The organism is Cupriavidus consociatus (assembly GCF_017814975.1).
GTDB lineage: Bacteria > Pseudomonadota > Gammaproteobacteria > Burkholderiales > Burkholderiaceae > Cupriavidus > Cupriavidus consociatus.
On record NZ_JAGIQA010000032.1, the window covers coordinates 1 to 18,816 of the forward strand.

Annotated in this window: 16 protein-coding genes and 1 pseudogene; 3 read left to right on the forward strand and 14 right to left on the reverse strand. The window is 64.7% G+C overall.

What is annotated here, in order from left to right:
- The 11 genes from J8I82_RS31200 to J8I82_RS31250 all read right to left on the reverse strand — a co-directional run.
- Positions 1 to 170, reverse strand: a 170-nt coding sequence (locus tag J8I82_RS31200; RefSeq protein ID WP_245180331.1) for a 3-hydroxyacyl-CoA dehydrogenase NAD-binding domain-containing protein, incomplete at its 3' end; no start/stop codon positions are given.
- 108 nt (positions 171 to 278) lie between these two features.
- Complete coding sequence (locus J8I82_RS31205) at positions 279 to 1,268, reverse strand: NADPH:quinone oxidoreductase family protein (protein ID WP_209763432.1); 990 nt, start codon at positions 1,266 to 1,268, stop codon at positions 279 to 281.
- Between the two features lie 12 nt (positions 1,269 to 1,280).
- Positions 1,281 to 2,393: a CaiB/BaiF CoA transferase family protein gene (locus J8I82_RS31210; RefSeq protein ID WP_209763434.1), complete on the reverse strand. Its 1,113-nt coding sequence runs from the start codon at positions 2,391 to 2,393 to the stop codon at positions 1,281 to 1,283.
- The gene (locus J8I82_RS31215) at positions 2,390 to 3,055 is read right to left on the reverse strand and encodes a 3-hydroxyacyl-CoA dehydrogenase family protein (protein WP_209763436.1); all 666 of its coding nucleotides are present in this window, start codon (positions 3,053 to 3,055) and stop codon (positions 2,390 to 2,392) included. Before J8I82_RS31215 ends, J8I82_RS31210 begins: the two co-directional genes overlap by 4 nt.
- 1 nt (position 3,056) lies before the next feature.
- On the reverse strand, positions 3,057 to 3,932 hold the full coding sequence (locus J8I82_RS39415) for a 3-hydroxyacyl-CoA dehydrogenase family protein (protein ID WP_209763437.1): 876 nt from the start codon (positions 3,930 to 3,932) through the stop codon (positions 3,057 to 3,059).
- A gap of 9 nt (positions 3,933 to 3,941) precedes the next feature.
- On the reverse strand, positions 3,942 to 5,108 hold the full coding sequence (locus tag J8I82_RS31225; RefSeq protein ID WP_209763438.1) for an acyl-CoA dehydrogenase family protein: 1,167 nt from the start codon (positions 5,106 to 5,108) through the stop codon (positions 3,942 to 3,944).
- A gap of 42 nt (positions 5,109 to 5,150) precedes the next feature.
- Positions 5,151 to 5,906, reverse strand: coding sequence for an SDR family NAD(P)-dependent oxidoreductase (locus tag J8I82_RS31230; protein ID WP_209763439.1), 756 nt, complete (start codon positions 5,904 to 5,906; stop codon positions 5,151 to 5,153).
- Positions 5,899 to 6,669, reverse strand: coding sequence for an enoyl-CoA hydratase/isomerase family protein (locus tag J8I82_RS31235; protein ID WP_209763440.1), 771 nt, complete (start codon positions 6,667 to 6,669; stop codon positions 5,899 to 5,901). Before J8I82_RS31235 ends, J8I82_RS31230 begins: the two co-directional genes overlap by 8 nt.
- A 2-nt stretch (positions 6,670 to 6,671) precedes the next feature.
- Entirely contained in the window at positions 6,672 to 8,354 is a 1,683-nt protein-coding gene (locus J8I82_RS31240; RefSeq protein ID WP_209763441.1) for a class I adenylate-forming enzyme family protein, read from the reverse strand.
- Positions 8,355 to 8,370: 16 nt separating this feature from the next.
- On the reverse strand, positions 8,371 to 9,150 hold the full coding sequence (locus J8I82_RS31245; RefSeq protein ID WP_209763442.1) for an enoyl-CoA hydratase-related protein: 780 nt from the start codon (positions 9,148 to 9,150) through the stop codon (positions 8,371 to 8,373).
- 12 nt (positions 9,151 to 9,162) lie between these two features.
- A complete protein-coding gene (locus tag J8I82_RS31250) occupies positions 9,163 to 10,392 on the reverse strand; it encodes a CaiB/BaiF CoA transferase family protein (protein ID WP_209763443.1) in 1,230 nt (409 codons plus the stop codon).
- Between the two features lie 268 nt (positions 10,393 to 10,660).
- Here J8I82_RS31250 and J8I82_RS31255 point away from each other — a divergent pair, with 268 nt between their 5' ends.
- Positions 10,661 to 12,343 (forward strand): sigma-54 interaction domain-containing protein, encoded by a 1,683-nt coding sequence (locus J8I82_RS31255; RefSeq protein WP_209763445.1) that lies wholly within the window; start codon positions 10,661 to 10,663, stop codon positions 12,341 to 12,343.
- Between the two features lie 38 nt (positions 12,344 to 12,381).
- Here J8I82_RS31255 and J8I82_RS31260 read toward each other — a convergent pair whose 3' ends face one another.
- The 3 genes and pseudogenes from J8I82_RS31260 to J8I82_RS31265 all read right to left on the reverse strand — a co-directional run bounded on the left by J8I82_RS31260 (position 12,382) and on the right by J8I82_RS31265 (position 13,880).
- Entirely contained in the window at positions 12,382 to 12,960 is a 579-nt protein-coding gene (locus J8I82_RS31260) for a Rossmann-fold NAD(P)-binding domain-containing protein (RefSeq protein ID WP_209763446.1), read from the reverse strand.
- A 173-nt stretch (positions 12,961 to 13,133) separates the two neighbouring features.
- A pseudogene (locus J8I82_RS39725) lies at positions 13,134 to 13,271 on the reverse strand (IS30 family transposase); the annotation flags it as partial.
- A gap of 138 nt (positions 13,272 to 13,409) precedes the next feature.
- The gene (locus J8I82_RS31265) at positions 13,410 to 13,880 is read right to left on the reverse strand and encodes an Lrp/AsnC family transcriptional regulator (RefSeq protein WP_209763447.1); all 471 of its coding nucleotides are present in this window, start codon (positions 13,878 to 13,880) and stop codon (positions 13,410 to 13,412) included.
- Between the two features lie 140 nt (positions 13,881 to 14,020).
- On the opposite strand from J8I82_RS31265, the gene J8I82_RS31270 reads away from it, so the two are divergent.
- The gene (locus tag J8I82_RS31270; protein WP_209763448.1) at positions 14,021 to 17,551 is read left to right on the forward strand and encodes an indolepyruvate ferredoxin oxidoreductase family protein; all 3,531 of its coding nucleotides are present in this window, start codon (positions 14,021 to 14,023) and stop codon (positions 17,549 to 17,551) included.
- 49 nt (positions 17,552 to 17,600) lie between these two features.
- Positions 17,601 to 18,806: an aminotransferase-like domain-containing protein gene (locus J8I82_RS31275; protein ID WP_209763449.1), complete on the forward strand. Its 1,206-nt coding sequence runs from the start codon at positions 17,601 to 17,603 to the stop codon at positions 18,804 to 18,806.
- Positions 18,807 to 18,816: the final 10 nt, after the last annotated feature.

An 18,816-nucleotide genomic window follows, 5' to 3' on the forward strand; every position in this document is an offset into this window, starting at 1 on the left:
GTGTCCTGCAGGTACTGGCGGGCGGCGGCCACAGCTTGCGGGTTGGCGTCATACAGGTTGACGGTCAGGCCAGCCTGGGCGGCGATCTGCGCGATGCCGCGGCCCATGGCGCCAGTGCCGACGATGCCCAGCGTGTCGATGACGGGGATTGAGGAAGAGGTTGTGTTCATGATGTTCCGGAGAGCGGGAAAATGGGGGGGCGCAAAAAGCACGACAGCCGTGGGACGTTCCACGGCTGCAGACGGGCATGGCATGCGCCCGGGGTCGGTCTGGCGAGCTCAGTGCAGTGTCAGCACATACTTGCCGGATACCTGTCCCGAGGCCAGCCGCGCCAGTGCTTCACCGGCACGGGCGAGGGGCAGGGCGCCGGCGATCTTCGGCTTGAGCGCACCTTGCTGATACAGCCGGAAGATTTCCTGCTGCACGGCCAGCACCTTTTCCGGCTGGCGATCGCGATAGTCGCTCCACTGGAGGCCGCTTACGGCGATGTTCTTGACCAGTAGGTAATTGGCCTTGATCTCGGGAATGCGGCCCGCCGCGAAGCCGATGACCACGGCGCGGCCGCACCACGCGATCGCGCGCAGCGCGGCATCGAAGACATCGCCACCGAGCGTGTCGAGCACCACATCGGCGCCGTGGCCAGACGTGACATTACGCACCTGCTCGCGCAGCGATTCGCGCAGGTCAGGGGCGGACAGATCGATCACCGCGTCGGCGCCCAGTTGCTGTGCCGCCTGCGCGTGCTCGGCGCCGCTGACGCCGGCGAGCGCGATGCCACCCAGACCCTTGACGATCTGGATGGCCGCCGAGCCGACGCCGCCGGCAGCGCCGGTGACAAGCACGGTTTCGCCGGCACGGAATCCGCCGCGCTCCACCAGGGCAAAGTAGGCGGTCTGATAGACCAGGCCCATGGCGGCCGCGTCTTCGAACGGCATGGTATCCGGAATGCGGAAGCACGAATCGGCAGGCACACTGACGAGTTCGGCGAACGCGCCGTATTCCAGTTGCGCTACGACGCGATCGCCGGGCTGGACATGAGTCACGTTGGCACCGACGGCCCGTACCACGCCGGCGGCATCCTTTCCCGGTGCGAACGGACGTTGCGGCAGGATCTGATACTTGCCCTGCACCACCAGCACGTCTGGATAGTTGACGGCGGCGGCACGGACTTCGACGAGTACGTCGCCGTCACCAACGCGCGGGTCGGGAAGGTCGCCTACGGTGACGGCATCTGGTGCATTGAATTCCTGAATGACGATGGCTTTCATGTCGGCTGATCCTTAGCGATTCAGAAGTTGGTTATGCGCGCCCAGGGCCGGTGAAGCGGCGGAGCGATCCGGGCTACGAAAAGCAGCATCGACAGGTACCGGCAAGGCCGGCAGGGTCCCGCCCGCTGTGGTGGTAACGGTGCGGCTGAATAGTCCGCGCGCCCGGAAATGCGGGTCGTGCCGGGCTTCTTCCAGACTGACGACACGGCTTGTGCAGACATCCTGTCCGGCGAAGCGGTCTTCCCAATAGGCAACCGGATGCCGGGCAATGGCGGCAGCGACGGCCTCGATGGCCCGGTGTGGTGACATCTTCGCCAGCGCGTTGGCTTCCAGCCCGACCAGCTCGACGAAGTTGTCCCAGAACTTGTCTTCCAGCGGCGCCGCGGCCAGGAAGGCCCCATCCGCGGTACGGTAGACCTGGTAGCGCGGCGTGCCGCCCGTGACCAGCCCGGATGCCGGTGCGGGCCAGTCTCCCAGCGCGCCATTGCCAAGCCCCCAGTACTGGAACGTGAAGAGGTTGTCGGCCATGGCCACGTCCAGGTGAACGCCCCTGCCGGTCTGGTCGCGCTGACGCAATGCGAGCAGGATATTGATCATCGCCGGATAGGTGCCGCCGGCGATGTCGGCGATGAGGGCAGGCGGCAGGACCGGCGCGCCATCGTTGCCCGCGGTCAGCGACAGCGTGCCGGACGCCGCCACATAGTTGAGGTCGTGCGCGGCTTCCAACGCGCGCGGACCGTGCTGGCCGAAGCCGGTGATCGAGCAGTAGACCAGTCGCGGGTTGACTTCAGCCAACGCGGCGTAGCCCAGGCCCAGGCGATCCATGACGCCGGGACGGAACTGCTCGATCAGGACATCGGCCTCGCGGATCAGCGGCAGCAGCTGGCCGAGCGCCTCCGGCGACTTCAGGTCGATGGCCACGGACAGCTTGCCCCGGTTGAGCAGCACGAAATTCGCGCTGTCGTCATCGACCTTCGGCTCGTACGCGCGCATTTCGTCGCCCCGGCAGGGGCGTTCGAACTTGATGACTTCGGCGCCCGCCTCCGCCAGCAGCAGCGAGCACAGCGGTCCGGGCAGCAGGGTGCTGAAGTCCAGCACCTTCACGCCGGTCAGCGGTTGACTCATGACAAGCCTCGCTTTACCCGTTCTTCATGCTCGGCGGCGACGCGCGCGCGCCGCGCCGGCGCGTAAGGCTCCTGGCCGAGGGCTTCGTGCAGCGCCTGGGTGACGCGGAAATGGTGCGCCAGGCCGGTGCGTTCCAGCAGCGAGATCGGGCCCTCCGGGTAGCCGAGGCCCAGGCACAAGGTCTTGTCCAGGTCATCGGCGCTGGCCAGCTTCTCGTCCAGGCGGCGCAACGCCGCGTTGAAGTACGGGCGGATCAGCCTGTCGACGATGCGGCCAGGAAAGTCGTTGCATACCGCGACCACCAGCCCTGCCGCCTGGAACACCGCCCTGGCGGCTTCGATCGCCGCAGGGTGCGTGCCCGGTTGCCTGACGAGCTCCACCAGCGGGCTCGGGTCGGCGTCGCCCAGCCGGAAGCGGGCAAATCCCACCACATTGGAGCCTTCTTCCCCACGGTGCTCGCCCGTATAGGAGCCCAGGCATTCGGTACCCAGTTCAATGGCAACGAACGTCCGCGATGCGTGTCCTGCGCCATTGCCGAAGGCGCTCCCGGCTTCCGAGCCCAGGTAGAACAGTCCTTCGCCTTGTGGCGCGGCTTGTTCGAGGAACGGGTGGGGGACCGGAAAGGAACGGCTCTCGCCAGCTTTTACGATTTCGTAGCGCATATCAGGCTCCAAACATCTTGGTGTCGCCGTAGGTGTGGAAGCCCTGGCCGGTCTTCTTGCCCAGGTGCTTGGCGGCGATCATGCGGCGCACCAGTGGCGGGCAGGCGGCGCGCGGCTCGTGGGTCAGGCCATGCATGGCTTCGCACAGCAGTTTCTGGGTGTCCATGCCGACCAGGTCCAGCAGCTCGAGCGGGCCCATCGGGTAGCCGAGCGCGGTCTTGATGGCGGTGTCGATATCGGCCGGCTCGGCGACACCCTGTTCCACCAGCCGGATCGCATCGTTGTTGAACGGGATCAGGAAGTAATTGAGGATGAAGCCAGGCGTATCCTGCGTGGCCACCGGCTTCTGGCCCATCGCCTCGGCAAAGGCCCATGCTGTCTTGAAGGTCTCCTCCGAGGTGGCCAGGCCAGGTGACATCTCGATCAGCTTCATCAGCTGCGCAGGCAGGCAGAAATGCATGCCAACGAAGCGGTCAGGCCGGCCGGAGCCGCCAGCAATCTCGGTGATCGAGATCGTTGACGTATTGGATGCAAAGATCGTGTCCGGCGGGCAGACCTCATGGAGCTGGCCGAACAGCTGATGCTTGACCGCCAGATCCTCGAAGATGGCTTCGATGACGATGTCGCAGCTGGCCAGGTCGCCCAGGGCGGTGGTGCCTTCCCAGCGCGACAAGGCCGCTGCTGCGGCGCCGGCCGGTAGCTTGCCGCGCTCCTCGGACTTCTTCAGGAACGCTTCGGTCTGGCCGCGGGCACGGTCCAGCGCCTCCTGCCGGGCATCGAATACGATGGTCTTGAAGCCCGCGCGGGCTGCAACGATGGCGATGCCCGCGCCCATGGTGCCGGCGCCCGCGACGCCGACGGTTTTGATGGTTGTCACGTCCGTCTCCTATTTCTTCAGGAAGCTGCGCCCGATCAGCTGGCGGTGCACCTGGTTGGTTCCTTCCCAGATCTGGGTAATCTTGGCGTCGCGCATCAGCCGCTCGACGCGGTAGTCGTTGCAGTAGCCATAGCCGCCGAACAGTTGCACGGCATCCGTGGTGATGCGCATGGCCGCGTCGGTGGCGCGCTGCTTGAGCATCGAGGCTTCGATGCCGAAATCCTGGTCGCCGTTATCCACCATCTCGCCCACGCGCCAGAGCCACGATTCGCACAACGCCAGCTCCGTTGCCAGGTCTGCCAGCATGAACTGGATGCCCTGGAACTCGAGGATCCGCTTGCCGGACTGGCGCCGCTCATTGATGTAGTCGACTGCATCCTCGAATGCCGCGCGGGCAATGCCCAGGGCATGCGCCGCAACGCTGGGACGCGAGCGGTTCAGGGAGCCGAACAGGATCTTCAGGCCCTCGCCGGGCGCGCCGATCAGGTTGGCGCGTGGGACGCGGCAACCGTCGAAGGCCAGGCTGGCGGTGCTGGACGCGCGCGTGCCCATCTTGTGCTCGGTGCCGAGGACGCGCAGGCCCTCGGTGCCCTTTTCCAGAATCAGCACGGAGATGGCTGCCTTGGGATCGCTGATCTCGGACCATTTGCCGAACACCAGGTACAGGTCGGCCACGTCGCCGTTGGTAATGAAGGTCTTGCCGCCGTTGATGACGATGTCGTCGCCGTCCGGGGTAAAGCTGGTGCGCATGCCGGTGGCATCCGATCCCGCCGAGGGCTCGGTGATGGCCAGCGACGCCAGGCCACCGTCGGCGATGCGTGGCAACAGCCGGCTCTTCTGTTCTTCGCTGCCGTACTCGATCAAAGGCTTGATGGCGTGGAAGTTCGTCGCCCAGACGATGCCGGTCGAGGCACAAGCCTTGGAAATCTCCCGCACGCAAGCCAGGTAGCTGATAAACGACAACTGCGCGCCGCCATAGATGTCGGGGATGAACATGGCGTTCAGGCCCAGCTCGTTGATGGCTTTCACGTTCTCCCAGGGAAACGCACCGCTGCGGTCGTACTCGGCCGCGCGTGGCGCGATCTGGGTGTTGCAAAGCTCCTTGACGCTGTCGAGGAGCATGCGTTCCTCGGACGACAGCGGCAGCCGCGCGTCCATCCGGTCCAGCATGTTCATGTCTTCCTCCGTTAGTGGGGCCGTGTAGCGGCTGGGCGGCGGCTACAGCGCCATGCCCTGGCCGCCATCGACATAAAGCGTCTCACCCGTCAGGAAACGCCCGGGCAGCCGGAACAGCATGGCGGCAAGGTGTCCGATATCGTCAGACTGGCCGGGGCCTCCGACGGGAATGCGCTTTTTGAGAAATGCCTGGAGTGCACCCTCGTTCAGTTCGCCACGGTTCAGGTCGGTCTCGATATAGCCGGGCGCGATGTTGACAACCTGGATGCCGTCGCGGGCCCATTCGACAGCCAGGCAGCGCGAGATCGCGCCCACGGCAGCCTTGGACGCGCAATAGGCGGCATTGCCGCGCACGCCGAGCTTGTCGTAGAACGAGCCGATGTGGACGATCAGCGCCGAGCCGGCCTCGCGCAGGTAGGGGTAGGCCACCTGGCTGGCCAGCAGGACCGAGGAGGCGTTGGTCCGCATCACGCGTTCGAAGTCAGCGATCGGGAACGATGCGGACGGCCCCTGCAGGTGGATGCCGGCGTTGTTGACGAGGCCGACGATCGGCTTGCCGAACAGTGCGGGCACCTGGGCGAACGCCGTGGCGACGGAAGCGGCATCGGTGATATCGCAGCGTAGTGCCGCCAGCCGCTTTTGTGCCTCGGCATCGAGCGAGCGGGCGTCAGGCAGTTCGCCCGAACGCGAAACGCAGGCCACGTGCAGGCCGATGCGTGCCAGTTCCACGGAAATGGAGGCACCAATACCCCGGCTGCCACCGGTCACAATGACGGCGCCTTGTGTGAAATCAGGCATCCTTGAACTCCGGTGTGCGTTTCTCGATAAAGGCGTGCATGCCCTCGACGGCGTCATCGGTCTGATAAGCGAGCGTGGACAGATCCGCTTCGATCTCGAGCCCGGCCTCAAGTGTGGTTGCCAAGCCGCGAACCACCGCCTCGCGCGCAAACTGCGAGGCGCAACGGCTATAGCCGATGAACTCGGACATGAAAGCCTTGCCCAGTTCGGCGGGCTCACCGTGGGCAACCACGCGATTGACCAGCCCGACGCGCTCGGCTTCGATCGCATCGACCGTACGCCCGGACATCACCATCTCCAGTGCCCGGCCCTCGCCAACCAGGCGCGGCAAGCGCTGCGTGCCACCGTAGCCCGGGATCAGGCCGAGCTTGATCTCCGGCAGGCCCATGCGGGCCTGGACCGTCGCAATACGGAAAGTACAGGCCATGGCGAGCTCAAGCCCCCCGCCAAAGGCATAGCCGTGCAATACGGCGACCGACGGAATCGCCAGCTTGGCCAGTTTGTCGAAAGTACGCTGGCCGAGCTGGGCGCCCTGGCGCTGCTGCATCAGGCTGCGGTCCATCAGTTCCTTGATGTCGGCGCCGGCGCAGAACGCCTTCGGGCCTGCGCCGGTTACGATCAGCGCCCGGGCGCTGGAGGCCGCCACCTGATCGAGCGTGTAGGACAACGCTTCGATCATGGTGAACTGCAGCGCGTTGCGGGCTTCGGGCCGGTTAAGCGTGAGGATCGCGTACGGACCGTCAAATTTGATGTCGATCGACATGGTCATGCTCCTGCCGTGGCGCGGGCCTTGTAGCGGACCGGCACCGGCTTCAGTTCGCCGCGCATGGTCATCTCGACCAGGTCGCGCTTCAGGATCTTGCCGCTTGCCGTCAGCGGGAACTGGTCCAGCCCAAGAAAGTACTCCGGCATGTCGTACTTGGACAGGCCGCAGCTGGCCAGGTACGCCAGCATGTCGGCCGGCTCCAGGGCCTGGCCCGCGCGGATCACGACCGACAGGCAGACCTTCTCGCCGAGTCGCTCGTCCTGCACGGGATAGGCGGCTGCGCGCTCGACCAGGGGATGGCGCATGGCCAGTTCTTCGATATGGGCCGGGTGAATGTTGTGGCCGCCGCGGATGATCAGGTCCTTCTTGCGCCCCACGATCACGATACAGCCGTTCTCGTCGATGATCCCGAGGTCGCCGCTCATGAACCAGCCATGGATGTTGAACGACGTTTCCGTGGCGACCTGGTTGCTGAAGTAGCCCAGCATCAGCAAGCCACCGCGCCCGCCGATCTCCCCGATTTCGCCCACTTCCGCCTCGACGTCCCAGTTGTCCTGCTTCCACAGGCGGACTTCATATCCGCGGCACGCGCGGCCGCAGGTCGACACAATGGTGTCCGCGGTATCGGTGGGAATGGTGTAGTTATGCGAACCGTTCTCGGTCATGCCGTAGACGTTCTGCGGCGTGACGCCGAGCGTCAGGAACTTCTGCGCCACATCACGCGGGATCGCCGAGCCCGCCATGTAGAACGTACGGACTTCGCTAAGCGAGGTCAGGTTGCGGTCGCGCACGGCCTGCAGGATGTCCATGGCGTGGGTCGGCACCCCCATCACATAGGTGGCGCCGGTTTCCATGATCCACTCCAGGGCGTGCTTGCCGGCACGCAGGTTGGTCATGACCAGCTCCGCGCCCGCCACCAGCACCTGTTCCAGGGCCACGGTGGCAATGTGGTGGCTCATCGGGCTCAGCGTCAGCACCGTGGTATCGGCCGAATGTCCCCAATCGTCGACCAGTGCGCGCCCGTTGGCCAGCAGCGTGTTGTCGCTGTGCATCACGCCCTTGGGCAGGCCGGTGGTGCCGGACGTAAAGGCCAGGTAGACGATCTTGTCCGGGTTCAGGTCCGGTGTCGACAATGCCGCCGGCGGCAGGCGATCGGGAAACGGATGAGCGTCGGCGGGCAGGGTCAGGTCGCCACTGGCCTGGCCGGGCATGGCAAACATGGCGGCGAGCGTCGGAATGTCGGCGGCACGCCCGAAGATCGAGTTGCGATCCGAATCGGCGCCGTAGCCGGGCATCGCGAACAGCGCGCGGCACTGGATGCGGTTAAGCAGCGTGCAGATCTCGTCGACGGTGTAGTTCTGGTGCAGCGAGGGGCAGCAGACGTAGCCATTGCGAGAGCAGGCGAGGAACACGATGGTCGCCTGAACCACGTTGGGCAGCCATATGCCGACGCGGTCGCCCGGCTTCAGGCCCTGCCTGTGGAGCGCCTCCGCTACGCTGTCGACCCAGTCGACCACTTCGCGCCAGGTCAGCCGGACATCGGCGTCGCGCAGGGCGGCCGACGTGGGCCGTTCCCGTGAATGGCGCCGGGCCAGCGTGTAGAGCGTCTCCTGCTGCCAGATTCCCGACAGGTAGTAGTCCCGCGCGTTCTGCGGATTGTGCAGCGTCAGGATGTTTTGCATGATCTTCACCCGGGCATCAATGGCCAAATTTGGAAGCATCGGGCTTGCGGCGTTCGGCAAACGCCGCAGCCAGCTCGTCGTGTTCGCTGGTATCGAGATAGCCGCGCAGCAGCAGGTCGTGCGCCATGCGGGACAGCCCGCTGACACCGCCATGGCGCGCGTTGAAGGCGCTCTTCAGCGAGGCGAGCGCAAACGCGCCGCGCTCGGCCACCTCCAGCGCATACTCGCGCGTGGCCTCGGCCAGCTGCTCATCCGGGACCACGCGATTGATCAGGCCGATCTCCAGCGCCTCGCGTGCCGTGATCTTGGGATTGCGGTACCAGATATCCTTGGCGCGCTTCTTCCCCACCAGGTCTTCCAGGTACCAGGTGCCATAGCCTGCATCGAAGCTGCCGACCATCGGACCAACCTGGCGGAAGATGGCCGACTCCTTGGCAATGGTGAGGTCGCACACCACCTGCAGCACGTTGCCGCCGCCGACGGCAAAGCCGTTCACCGAGGCGATGACGGGCTTTTGCAGACGGTCGATGCTCTCGTACATCTCCAGCGTCGGCAGCACGCCGGCGTAGAGCGTGGTGTCCTGCATCCCGTCCTTGCGTCCGCCGGTGCAGAAGAACTTGTCGCCCGCACCGGTGATCACGATGACGCGGGTGCGGGTTTCGCGGCGGATCGCGTTGATGCAGTCACGGATCTCATGGCACATGGTTTCGGTGAACATGTTGCCGTCATGGGGACGGTTCAGCGTGATCGTGCCGATGGGGCCGTCTTCCTTGTAGAGAATTTCGGTATAGGACATCGTGTCTCCTGTTTAGACGATTTCTGAGTCGATGAGGCCCGCGATGCACGTCGCGGACATGGAAAGTTCTTCCCTGAGAATGCGCTCCGTGTCCTCGCCCAGCGCTGGCGGCGGGTTGCGGAGCACGGCACTGGCACCGTCGAAGCGAATGCCCAGGCCAACCTGCGGCACCAGGCCGGCAACGCCCTGGGTGGCGAAGAACATGCCGCTCTCGCGCAGCGGGATGTCGTCGGCCAGTTGATCGATGCTGTTGATGGGTCCGGACGGGATGCGGTGCCTGGCAAACAGCGCGAGCCAGTGCTGGCGTGGTTCCGTCTCAAGGAGTTTGGCAATGGTCTGCACGATTGCCTGGCGCGCTTCGCGGCGGCGCGCGTTGGTCTCGAATCCCACTTGCCGCGCGTAGTCTGGCTGCCCGACCGCCGCCCAGAAGCGCTGCCAGATGGCGTCGTTTCCGAGTCCCAGCGTGATGGGGAAATCCGCGGTATCGAAGACCTGATAGATGGCAATCACGGAATCGGTACCCCCCGAGCGGTTCGGCGCCTCGCCTGAGCCCAGATAGGGCACGATCCGCGGCGCCATGAACCGCGCCATCGTTGCCACCATCGACACATCGATCTGCTTTCCGGCCCCCGTGCGTTCCCGTTCGAACAGCGCGGCCAGCGTGGCCATGGCGATGTCCTGGCCGGACAGCAGGTCGGCGGCCGGGGTGCCAACCTTCTGGGGCGGCCCATCCGCCTCGCCGGTCAGATGCATGACCCCGGAGTAGCCCTCGGCGATCAGGTCGTAGCAGGGCAGGTCGGCGCGATCGCCCTCGAGCCCGAACCCGGTTACGGATACATGGATCAGCCTGCCGTTCATGGCCTTGAGCGTCGCATAGTCGAGGCCGAGCTTTTCCTGCACACGCTGCGCGCTGTTGAGGACAACGACGTCGGCGTTGCGCACCAGTTCATGCGCCACCCGCTGGCCCTCCGGGCGTGTGAGGTCGATGGTCATGCTCTGCTTGTTGCGGTTCATGCTCAGGAACCATAGCGACTCACCGTCCAGGAACGGCGGCCCCCAACTGCGCGTGTCGTCGCCGCCATGGCGCTTTTCCACCTTGAGCACCTCCGCACCAAGATCGGCAAGCAAAAGCGTGCCGTAGGGGCCCGCCACCGAGGTGGTGAAGTCAAGCACGCGAATACCCCGCAGGCAGGAAAGGCCTGCGCCGGGTGTCTGGAACGGAAGTGTCTTCAGGGTGTCCATTTCGGGTCGGTTCTACGCAAGTGACGGACATACTGCAAAGGATGTGCCAACGCCCTGGCGCGAAACTTGCGGGGAAGCGGGGGAATTATCTGGAGACATAGGCGCTGCCTGCCTTTGCGGCCTTGCAGCGGATCGGAAGGCCGACGAGCTGCAGAAAACTGCTTAGAATGAAACTGTCTTCGCAGTGTTCTTGCCGATCATCGAGAAGGCAATTGTGTAGTCGCCGAAGACACAACGTTCCATACAACAGACCAAGCGTGGTGGAGACATGAAACGTGAATCAGAGGGAGTCCTCGTACTCGATGCCGAGGGCAACACCACATTCGCCAGCGGGCTCGGCAGGGATTCGCTGGTTGCCAGGTCGCTGGGCGGGGTATGGAAGAACCGCGACCGCGTGCCCCTCAAAAGGCTGTCGGCCATGGCCGATCTGGAACGCCCGCTGACGGTCGCGGCCATCCCGACACGCGACTCGGTGTGCTTCCTGATCTTCGCCGTGCAGGAGGGCGACGAACTGAGCGAATTCCTGGCGAGCGTGGAGGCAGCACCGGACATCCTCAGGCATTTCATTACCGATCCCTACAAGGCCATGGTGGTGGTTGATACATCGGCGCGCATCACGTACATGAGCCCGGTGCACGAGAAGTTCTTCGGCCTCAAGCATGGCGAGGCGATCGGTCGGCACGTGACATCGGTGATCGAGAACACGAAGCTGCAGGAGGTGGTGGCGACCGGCAAGGGGCAGGTGGCGCAGCTGCAGGAGATGAATGGCGTGACCCGCGTGGTGTCTCGGCTGCCGATCTTCGACCGAAACAAGCGTGTCGTCGCAGCCATCGGGCAGGTAATGTTCAAGGGGCCGGAGGCCATCCGCGAACTCACCGGCGAGCTTGCAAAGGTCAAGCAGGAACTCGATTTCTATCGCAGGGAGTTGTCCGGCATTCGCAACCGAAGCTATGGCCTGGATCAGATCGTGGGTAGCAGCGATGCCGTGCGGCGGCTGAAAGAGGACATCCTGCGCGTGGCGCCATTGGATGTACCGGTGTTGCTGGCGGGCGAGAGCGGGACTGGCAAGGAAATGGTGGCACACGCGATCCATATGCTGAGCCCACGCAGCGACAAGCCTTTGGTGCTGGTGAACTCGGCGGCGATGCCGCCTAACCTGGTCGAGAGCGAACTGTTTGGCTATGAGCCCGGCGCCTTCACGGGCGCGGACCGCAAAGGCCGCAAGGGCAAGTTCGAAGCTGCGGATACCGGCACGCTGTTTCTCGACGAAATCGGCGACATGCCGATCGACATGCAGGTCAAGCTGCTGCGTGTGCTGCAGGATGGGCAGTTCGAGCGTGTCGGGGGCGATCGCGCCCGGCATTCGGATTTCCGCCTGATATCGGCCAGCAATCGGGACTTCAAGGCGATGATCGCCAACTCCAGCTTCCGGCTGGACCTGTTCTATCGCATCAGCGCGGTGACGCTGCGGCTGCCGGCATTGCGCGACCGCCTTGAGGACATCCCGGAATTGGCCGATACCTTTCTGGAGGCCTTTGCGATCCGGCACGGCGCGCCGAAGAAGTCGATTGCTGAATCCGCGATCCGCTTTCTCCAGTCGCGCGCCTGGCCGGGCAATATCCGGCAGTTGCAGCATGCAATCGAGCGCGCAGCAATCTTCTGCGACGGCCCGGTGTTGGCGGTCGCCGACTTCGGCAGCATGGAAGGCGCGGAGCAGGCGCTGGCGTGGCGCCAGAGCGGCGCCCCGGCTGCCGGCGCGGAGAAGCCTCGACAGCCCGACATCCGTGAAGCGAAGGAGCGGCTGGAATCGGAGCTGATCATCGAGGCAATGCGGCGTACAGGCGGCAACAAGAAGCGTGTTGCCGAAGAGCTGGGGATCTCGCGCTCATACCTCTACAAGCGCCTGAGCATGATCGAGGAAGAGAAAAGCGAGGTGCCGGCGCCGCGCTAACCGGAGGCGCGAGCCGGCGGCGCAACCCGCTGCCGGTCCTAGGGAATGATCCGGTTCGCGCGCAGTTCGTCGAACTGGCGCAGGAACATGCCCTCCGAGTCTACGACCTCGCTAAAGCCGTGCTGGCGGGCCTTGGTCGTGGACGAGATCACGTCGAACTCCGGGGTGAAGACGAAGTTTCCGTACTTCCAGCCCACCAGTTGCTCGTACGGGATCGGCCGGAGATTATGCTCCCTGACCAGCTGCTCCCACAGCGGCCCCTTGTCGGCCATCATCTGCACCAGATCGATTTCCTGGGCCGGAGCTGTCTCCATGTCGAAGTACCGCGCGATGGCCGGCCACAAGTCGTGCCAGCGGAAGATGTCGCCATTCGTAACGTTGAACGGCTCGTTGGCGGCTGCCGGATCGGTCGCCATCCACAAGCAGGCGCGTGCCAGCAACCCACTGTCGGTCACGTTGTACAGTGCGCGCGCGTTGCCCTCCGATCCCGGGTGGCGCAACGGTAGCCCTAGCGCCTTGGAAAGGGTGGCATATACCGCCAGGACCATGACCAGATTCATCGGGGTGCCGATGCAAAGCCGCAGATGTCGTGGGGGCGTGCGCCAGACCATGTCCATGCCTTGCCTTGCTGGCGCTGCGCGATAAACGCCTGCTGGTCATAGTAGAAGTTAGGGGGCATGTGACCCGGGTCTGTCTCCTTCGCGGGAGTCTTGAATGGTCCGAGATGGTTGCCGTACCACTTGGTGCCGTATTGACGTGCTGCAGCCCAGTCGCCACCGGCTCGACGGCATCCATAGCCAGCCAGTGCGGGGCTATTCTTCGTCCGGGTAGTCGACCCATAGCCTTTCTCCCGAGGCAGGTGTACGAGTATGGTGAAACGGCTTGATCTCTCCACCAGCGTCCCAATAGCAGATCGGGCGAGGGCCAAGGGAGATAGCCAAGCGAATATTGGGGCCGGTCGACGAGGTCGATGTCGTGCTGTTCGATCAATGCTTGGGCGAAGATACGGAAGCAACATTGGCGCCTGATTCGAGATGCGCGAAGCTACGCTTTCCTTCATCCCACGCTAGAGCATCGGGGACGTACGGTTCAGCACGGTCTTGAGCGCAAAGCTGGACCGGATATGCTCGACGCCCCGGATGCGCGTCAGCGTCCTAGTCAGGAAGATTTGATACGCGCCCATGTCAGGCACAACCACGCGCAGGATAAAGTCCGCGTCGCCGGTCATCGTGAAGCAGCTCATGACCTCCGGGGCGACCACAATTTCTTTCTCGAACCGGGCGATCGCAGTTTCCGACTGATTCTCAAGCGTCACCGCCACAAACACGTTGAGGCCGCCGACCAGCTTGGCTTCGTCTAGCTGCGCCACATAGCCGCGGATATATCCCTGCTCTTCAAGCCTGTGTACGCGTTTGAGCGTAGGTGTCAGTGACAGCCCGATCCGTTCCGACAATTCACGCCAGCTCAGCCGTCCTTCACGCGCAAGTTCTCGCAGGATCTGCAGGTCGATTTTGTCGAGATTGTGGACATAGTTCATATGATCTGCGTGCCAGCTTTTCGATAGTTCAAACGTACTACAAAACGAGCAAAACGTACTTCACTTTGGTGCAGATCGGTCGGGGCCGAAATCTAAACTAACTCATCCATTTTCAAGATGAAATCCCCCCGGAGGTCCGCGTGGTTACTCAAGCGACGTTACCCAGTGCATCGGGTTCGGCAGCAGCCGAGCAGCGAACGTTCCTGACAGGCATTCAGGCACTGGTTCGCCTGCCGATGATACAGCGCGAGCTCGATCGTGTGCGTGGCCTCCATACCGCCGGGCTGGTGTCAGGCTATCGCGGGTCGCCATTGGGCGCATACGACCAGCAGCTATGGAAAGCGTCAATGCAACTCGCTGCGCATGACGTGGTGTTTCAGCCCGGCCTCAATGAGGACCTCGCGGCAACGGCGCTTTGGGGCGCACAGATGCACCGGGCGTTCGGTGACACCAAGACTGACGGTGTCTTCGGCATCTGGTATGGCAAAGGGCCGGGGGTAGACCGGACGGGTGACGTGTTTCGCTGCGCCAATATGCTCGGCACATCGAAACTGGGCGGCGTGCTTGCCGTTTCCGGTGACGACCACGCCGCGCAGTCGTCCACCTTTCCGCACCAGACCGACGGCATCTTCCATTCGGCATCGATTCCGGTTCTACAGCCGGGCAACGTGCGTGAGGTCATCGAGCTTGGCCTGGCCGGGATAGCGATGTCGCGTTACACCGGGCTATGGGTGTCGCTCAAGACAATCGCGGAGGTCGTTGAGACCGCTGCCACGGTCGACCTCGGCGGCTGGCCGGCCTATGTTGACCCGACGGACTTCGCCGTGCCAGCCCACGGGCTCAACTGGGACCCGGGCGTGGCCTGGCCGGCCCAGCGCGCGGAACTGGAGCGGCGCCTCATCGAAGAGCGTCTTCCCGCCGCACGCGCATGGGCAAGGGCCAACCGGCTCGACCGCGTGGTGGTCGAGGCACCCGACAGGCGGCTTGGGATCATCACCGTCGGCAAGGCGCACCAGGACCTGATGCAGGCGTGCCGCGATCTGGGCCTGAGCGATGCCGACCTGCGCGCCATGGGCATCTCCGTCTACAAGGTGGCGATGAGCTGGCCGCTGGAAACCGACGGCGCCTGTGCATTCGCGGCAGGGCATCAGGAAGTGCTCGTGGTGGAGGAGAAGCGCGCCAATGTCGAGGCCCAGCTCAAGCAGGCGCTGTTCCACCGGCCGGCGTCGCAGTGCCCCCTTGTGACCGGCAAGACTGACGCGGATGGGGCGGTCCTGCTGCCCGAAATCTCGGAGCTGAGCGCGCACCGCGTAGCCGGTGTGCTGGTGGCGCGGGTACTGGCCAACGGCATCGACGCGGCCTGGTTGCCGGAACGCCTTGCCGTGCTCGACGCCGCCGCGAAGAAGCCGTCTGCAGCGGTCATCCCCATCCGCCGGCCTTACTTCTGCTCCGGTTGCCCCCACAACACGTCCACGCGCACGCCCGATGGCTCGATCAGCAGCGGCGGGATCGGTTGCCACGTGATGGCGATCTCCCAGCCGGAACTGAAGACCACGGTGATGAGCCATATGGGAGGTGAAGGCGCACAGTGGATCGGCGCGGCACCGTTCTCCAGGACGGCGCATGTGTTCCAGAACCTCGGCGATGGCACCTACCAGCACTCCGGCCTGCTTGCCATTCGCGCCGCCATTGCCGCGAAGACCAATATCACCTACAAGGTCCTCTACAACGACGCTGTCGCGATGACCGGCGGCCAGCCCGCGGAGGGGGTGAACGATCCCGCCCGCATCACGCGGCAACTGCACGCGGAGGGTGTGGGACGGATTGCGCTGGTGAGCGATGATCCCTCGCGATGGCAGGGCGAGAAGGCGCTGGCACCAGGCGTGGACGTCTTCCATCGCGACCAGCTCGATACGGTGCAGCGCCAGCTCAGGGAGATAGAGGGGGTCACTGCGATCGTGTACGAGCAGACCTGCGCGGCGGAGAAGCGCAGACGTCGAAAGCGCAATGAGGTGCCGGACCCGGATCGCCGCCTGTTTATCCATCACCAGGTGTGCGAGGGATGTGGGGACTGCTCGGTGCAGTCGAACTGCATCTCCATCGAGCCGCTCGAGACCGCGCTCGGGCGCAAGCGCACCATCAACCAGAGCGCCTGCAACAAGGATTTTTCCTGCGTCAGGGGTTTCTGCCCCAGTTTCGTTGAAGTCGAGGGCGTGGCGCTGCAAAAGCCGGACAGGCGCGCGCTGGCAAGCCGGGAGGCGGAGCTCGTGGCAGCCCTGCCAGCGCCGGCACTGCCGGCGCTGGAGGAGCCGTTCAACATCTATATCACCGGCATCGGCGGTACCGGCGTCCTGACGATAGGTGCGTTGCTTGGCGCGGCGGCCGGTGCCGATGACCTGGCGGCGACGGTGCTGGATTTCACCGGCATGGCGCAGAAGAACGGCGCCGTGGTCAGCCAGGTGCGTATCGCCATGGCCGACTTCCAGATTCCGGCCTCGCGCATCGGCGAAGGAAAGGCTGACCTGTTGCTTGGGGCCGACCTGGTGGTCTCCGCCGCGGTCGACTCGCTGACCCGGCTGGCGCCGGGACGCACTGCCGCCGTCCTCAACCTCGCCCAAACGCCCACCCCGGATGTGATCCGCGACCGCGATGCCGTATTGCCGGTGCGACTGATGCATGACCGGATTCGCAGCCGGTGCAAGGGCGAATTGTTCCACGCGCTCGATGTCGGCGCGCTCGCGCAACGCATCTTCGGCGATACCTTGCCCACGCATACGCTGATGCTCGGCTACGCGTGGCAGCAGGGGCTGGTCCCGTTGAGCCGCGCAGCGATCGAGCAAGCGATCGAGCGCAATGGCGCGGCCGTCGAGATGAACAAGTCGGCGTTCAACTGGGGGCGCATTGCCGCTGTCAGCCCGGAGGCATTGGATGGTATCGCGCAGCCTGGGATGGCACTGGAGCCGGCGGCGGCATCGCTGGACGCGCTGATCGACCTGCATCGACGCCAGCTTGTCGAGTACCAGGGCAATGGCTATGCGAAGAAGTATCTCGACCTGATTGCGCTGGTGAAAGCGGCCGAAAACCAAGCCAAGCCTGGTAGCGAGGCGCTGGCCGCCGCGGTGGCCCGAAGTGCCTACAAGCTGATGGCGTACAAGGACGAATACGAGGTGGCCCGCCTGTACACGGCGCCGGCATTCCGCGAATCGTTGCAACACCAGTTCTCGCAGGCGGACAAGGTCTCAATTTGGCTGGCGCCGCCGCTGCTGTCCCGCACCGATCCAAATACCGGACGGCCGCGCAAGCGCAAGTTCGGCCCGTGGGTGTTCCCCGTGCTCAAGGCGGTATCTGCCATGCGGGGCTTGCGCGGCACCTCGCTGGACGTTTTCGGCTACACCGCCGAACGGCGCGCGGAGCGACGCCTCATCGCGGAGTATTTCCACGATATCCGCAAGGCTTGCTGGCGGCTCACGCCGGAAACGCTCCAGCAGGCGGTCGAGTTTGCGGCGCTGCCGATGGAGATTCGCGGCTTCGGCCCGGTCAAGGGGCGCGCCATGGCAGCCCATGCCGCACGGCGCGCCGCAGCGCTGGCGGCGCTGGGAGGGCAGGCGGACGGGGCCGGCAGTGACAGCGACAGTGACGGGCAGTCACGCGGCCACGTCAACGCGGCGTGAAGCGCGCGGCCACGCAAACAGGGCAGGGCATCCAACAGAGACTATTGACATGAAAAGCCACCACTTCCAATTCTCACGCCGGGCGCAGGCACTGACCAGTTCGGTCATCCGCGAAGTTCTGAAACTCACGGAGAAGCCGGAAATCATCTCGTTTGCAGGCGGTCTTCCCTCCGCCCAGACTTTCCCCGTTGCGGCGCTGCAGGCCGCCAGCGAGCGCCTGTTCGCCGATGCCCCTACGGCGTCGCTGCAGTACGCACCCACCGAGGGTTTGCAGCCGCTGCGCCAGTGGGTGGCAGAGAAGCACGGCGTGGACGTGGCCAATGTGCTGATCACCACGGGCTCGCAGCAGGCACTGGATCTGCTCGCCAAGGTCTTCATCGATCCTGGCAGCAAGGTGCTGGTGGAAGCGCCGACTTACCTCGGTGCCTTGCAGGCGTTCTCGCTTTCCGAGCCGAGCTACACCGAAGTCCCGACTGACGACCAGGGCCTGCAGCCGGAAGCACTGACCGAAGCGCTCGCGGGGGGCGCCAGGTTCCTGTACACAATCCCGAACTTCCAGAATCCGACCGGGCGCAGGCTGCCGCTGGAGCGCCGCGAGGCACTGGCGGCGCGGGCCAGGGCGCTGGGGGTCCTGCTGGTCGAAGACAATCCTTATGGTGAGCTGCGCTACCGGGGTGCGCCATTGCCGTCCCTGCATTCGCTGAACCCGGACGGCGTGATCTACATGGGGTCGTTCTCCAAGATCCTGGCGCCAGGCCTGCGACTGGGCTACATGCTGGCTCCCCCTGCGATCCACGCGAAGCTGGTGCAGGCAAAGCAGGCTTCCGACCTGCACACGCCCAGCTTCACGCAGCGAGTGGCCTACGAAGTGCTCAGGACCGGCATGCTCGACAGCCATATCGCATCGGTCTGCGATCTATATGGCAAGCACTGCGCGGCCATGCTGGATGCTCTGACGCGATACATGCCGGAAGGGGTACGGTGGAGCCGGCCGGAAGGGGGGATGTTTATCTGGGTCGAGTTGCCGGAAGACATCGACGCCATGACCTTGCTCGAAGCAGCGGTCGCCAGCAACGTGGCCTTCGTTCCTGGCGCACCGTTCTATGCCATCACGCCGCGCAGCAATACCCTGCGGCTCGCCTTTGTCACGGTGCCACCAGAGCACATCGAGGTGGGTATCGCTAGGCTGGGCGAACTTGTCACGCAATGCCCGCGTGCCGGCCGGGCGGCCGAGCCCGTGCAGGCAGGCCGGTAAGGAGCAACGG

Excerpts from the sequence above, each read along its gene's own strand:
- J8I82_RS31250 (WP_209763443.1), bottom strand. The coding sequence starts at position 10,392 with ATGGACACCCTGAAGACACTTCCGTTCCAGACACCCGGCGCAGGCCTT.
- J8I82_RS31260 (WP_209763446.1), bottom strand. The coding sequence starts at position 12,960 with ATGGACATGGTCTGGCGCACGCCCCCACGACATCTGCGGCTTTGCATC.
- J8I82_RS31245 (WP_209763442.1), bottom strand. The coding sequence starts at position 9,150 with ATGTCCTATACCGAAATTCTCTACAAGGAAGACGGCCCCATCGGCACG.
- J8I82_RS31225 (WP_209763438.1), bottom strand. The coding sequence starts at position 5,108 with ATGAACATGCTGGACCGGATGGACGCGCGGCTGCCGCTGTCGTCCGAG.
- J8I82_RS31255 (WP_209763445.1), top strand. The coding sequence starts at position 10,661 with ATGAAACGTGAATCAGAGGGAGTCCTCGTACTCGATGCCGAGGGCAAC.
- J8I82_RS31215 (WP_209763436.1), bottom strand. The coding sequence starts at position 3,055 with ATGCGCTACGAAATCGTAAAAGCTGGCGAGAGCCGTTCCTTTCCGGTC.
- J8I82_RS31235 (WP_209763440.1), bottom strand. The coding sequence starts at position 6,669 with ATGTCGATCGACATCAAATTTGACGGTCCGTACGCGATCCTCACGCTT.
- J8I82_RS31240 (WP_209763441.1), bottom strand. The coding sequence starts at position 8,354 with ATGCAAAACATCCTGACGCTGCACAATCCGCAGAACGCGCGGGACTAC.
- J8I82_RS31205 (WP_209763432.1), bottom strand. The coding sequence starts at position 1,268 with ATGAAAGCCATCGTCATTCAGGAATTCAATGCACCAGATGCCGTCACC.
- J8I82_RS31210 (WP_209763434.1), bottom strand. The coding sequence starts at position 2,393 with ATGAGTCAACCGCTGACCGGCGTGAAGGTGCTGGACTTCAGCACCCTG.
- J8I82_RS31275 (WP_209763449.1), top strand. The coding sequence starts at position 17,601 with ATGAAAAGCCACCACTTCCAATTCTCACGCCGGGCGCAGGCACTGACC.
- J8I82_RS31265 (WP_209763447.1), bottom strand. The coding sequence starts at position 13,880 with ATGAACTATGTCCACAATCTCGACAAAATCGACCTGCAGATCCTGCGA.
- J8I82_RS31230 (WP_209763439.1), bottom strand. The coding sequence starts at position 5,906 with ATGCCTGATTTCACACAAGGCGCCGTCATTGTGACCGGTGGCAGCCGG.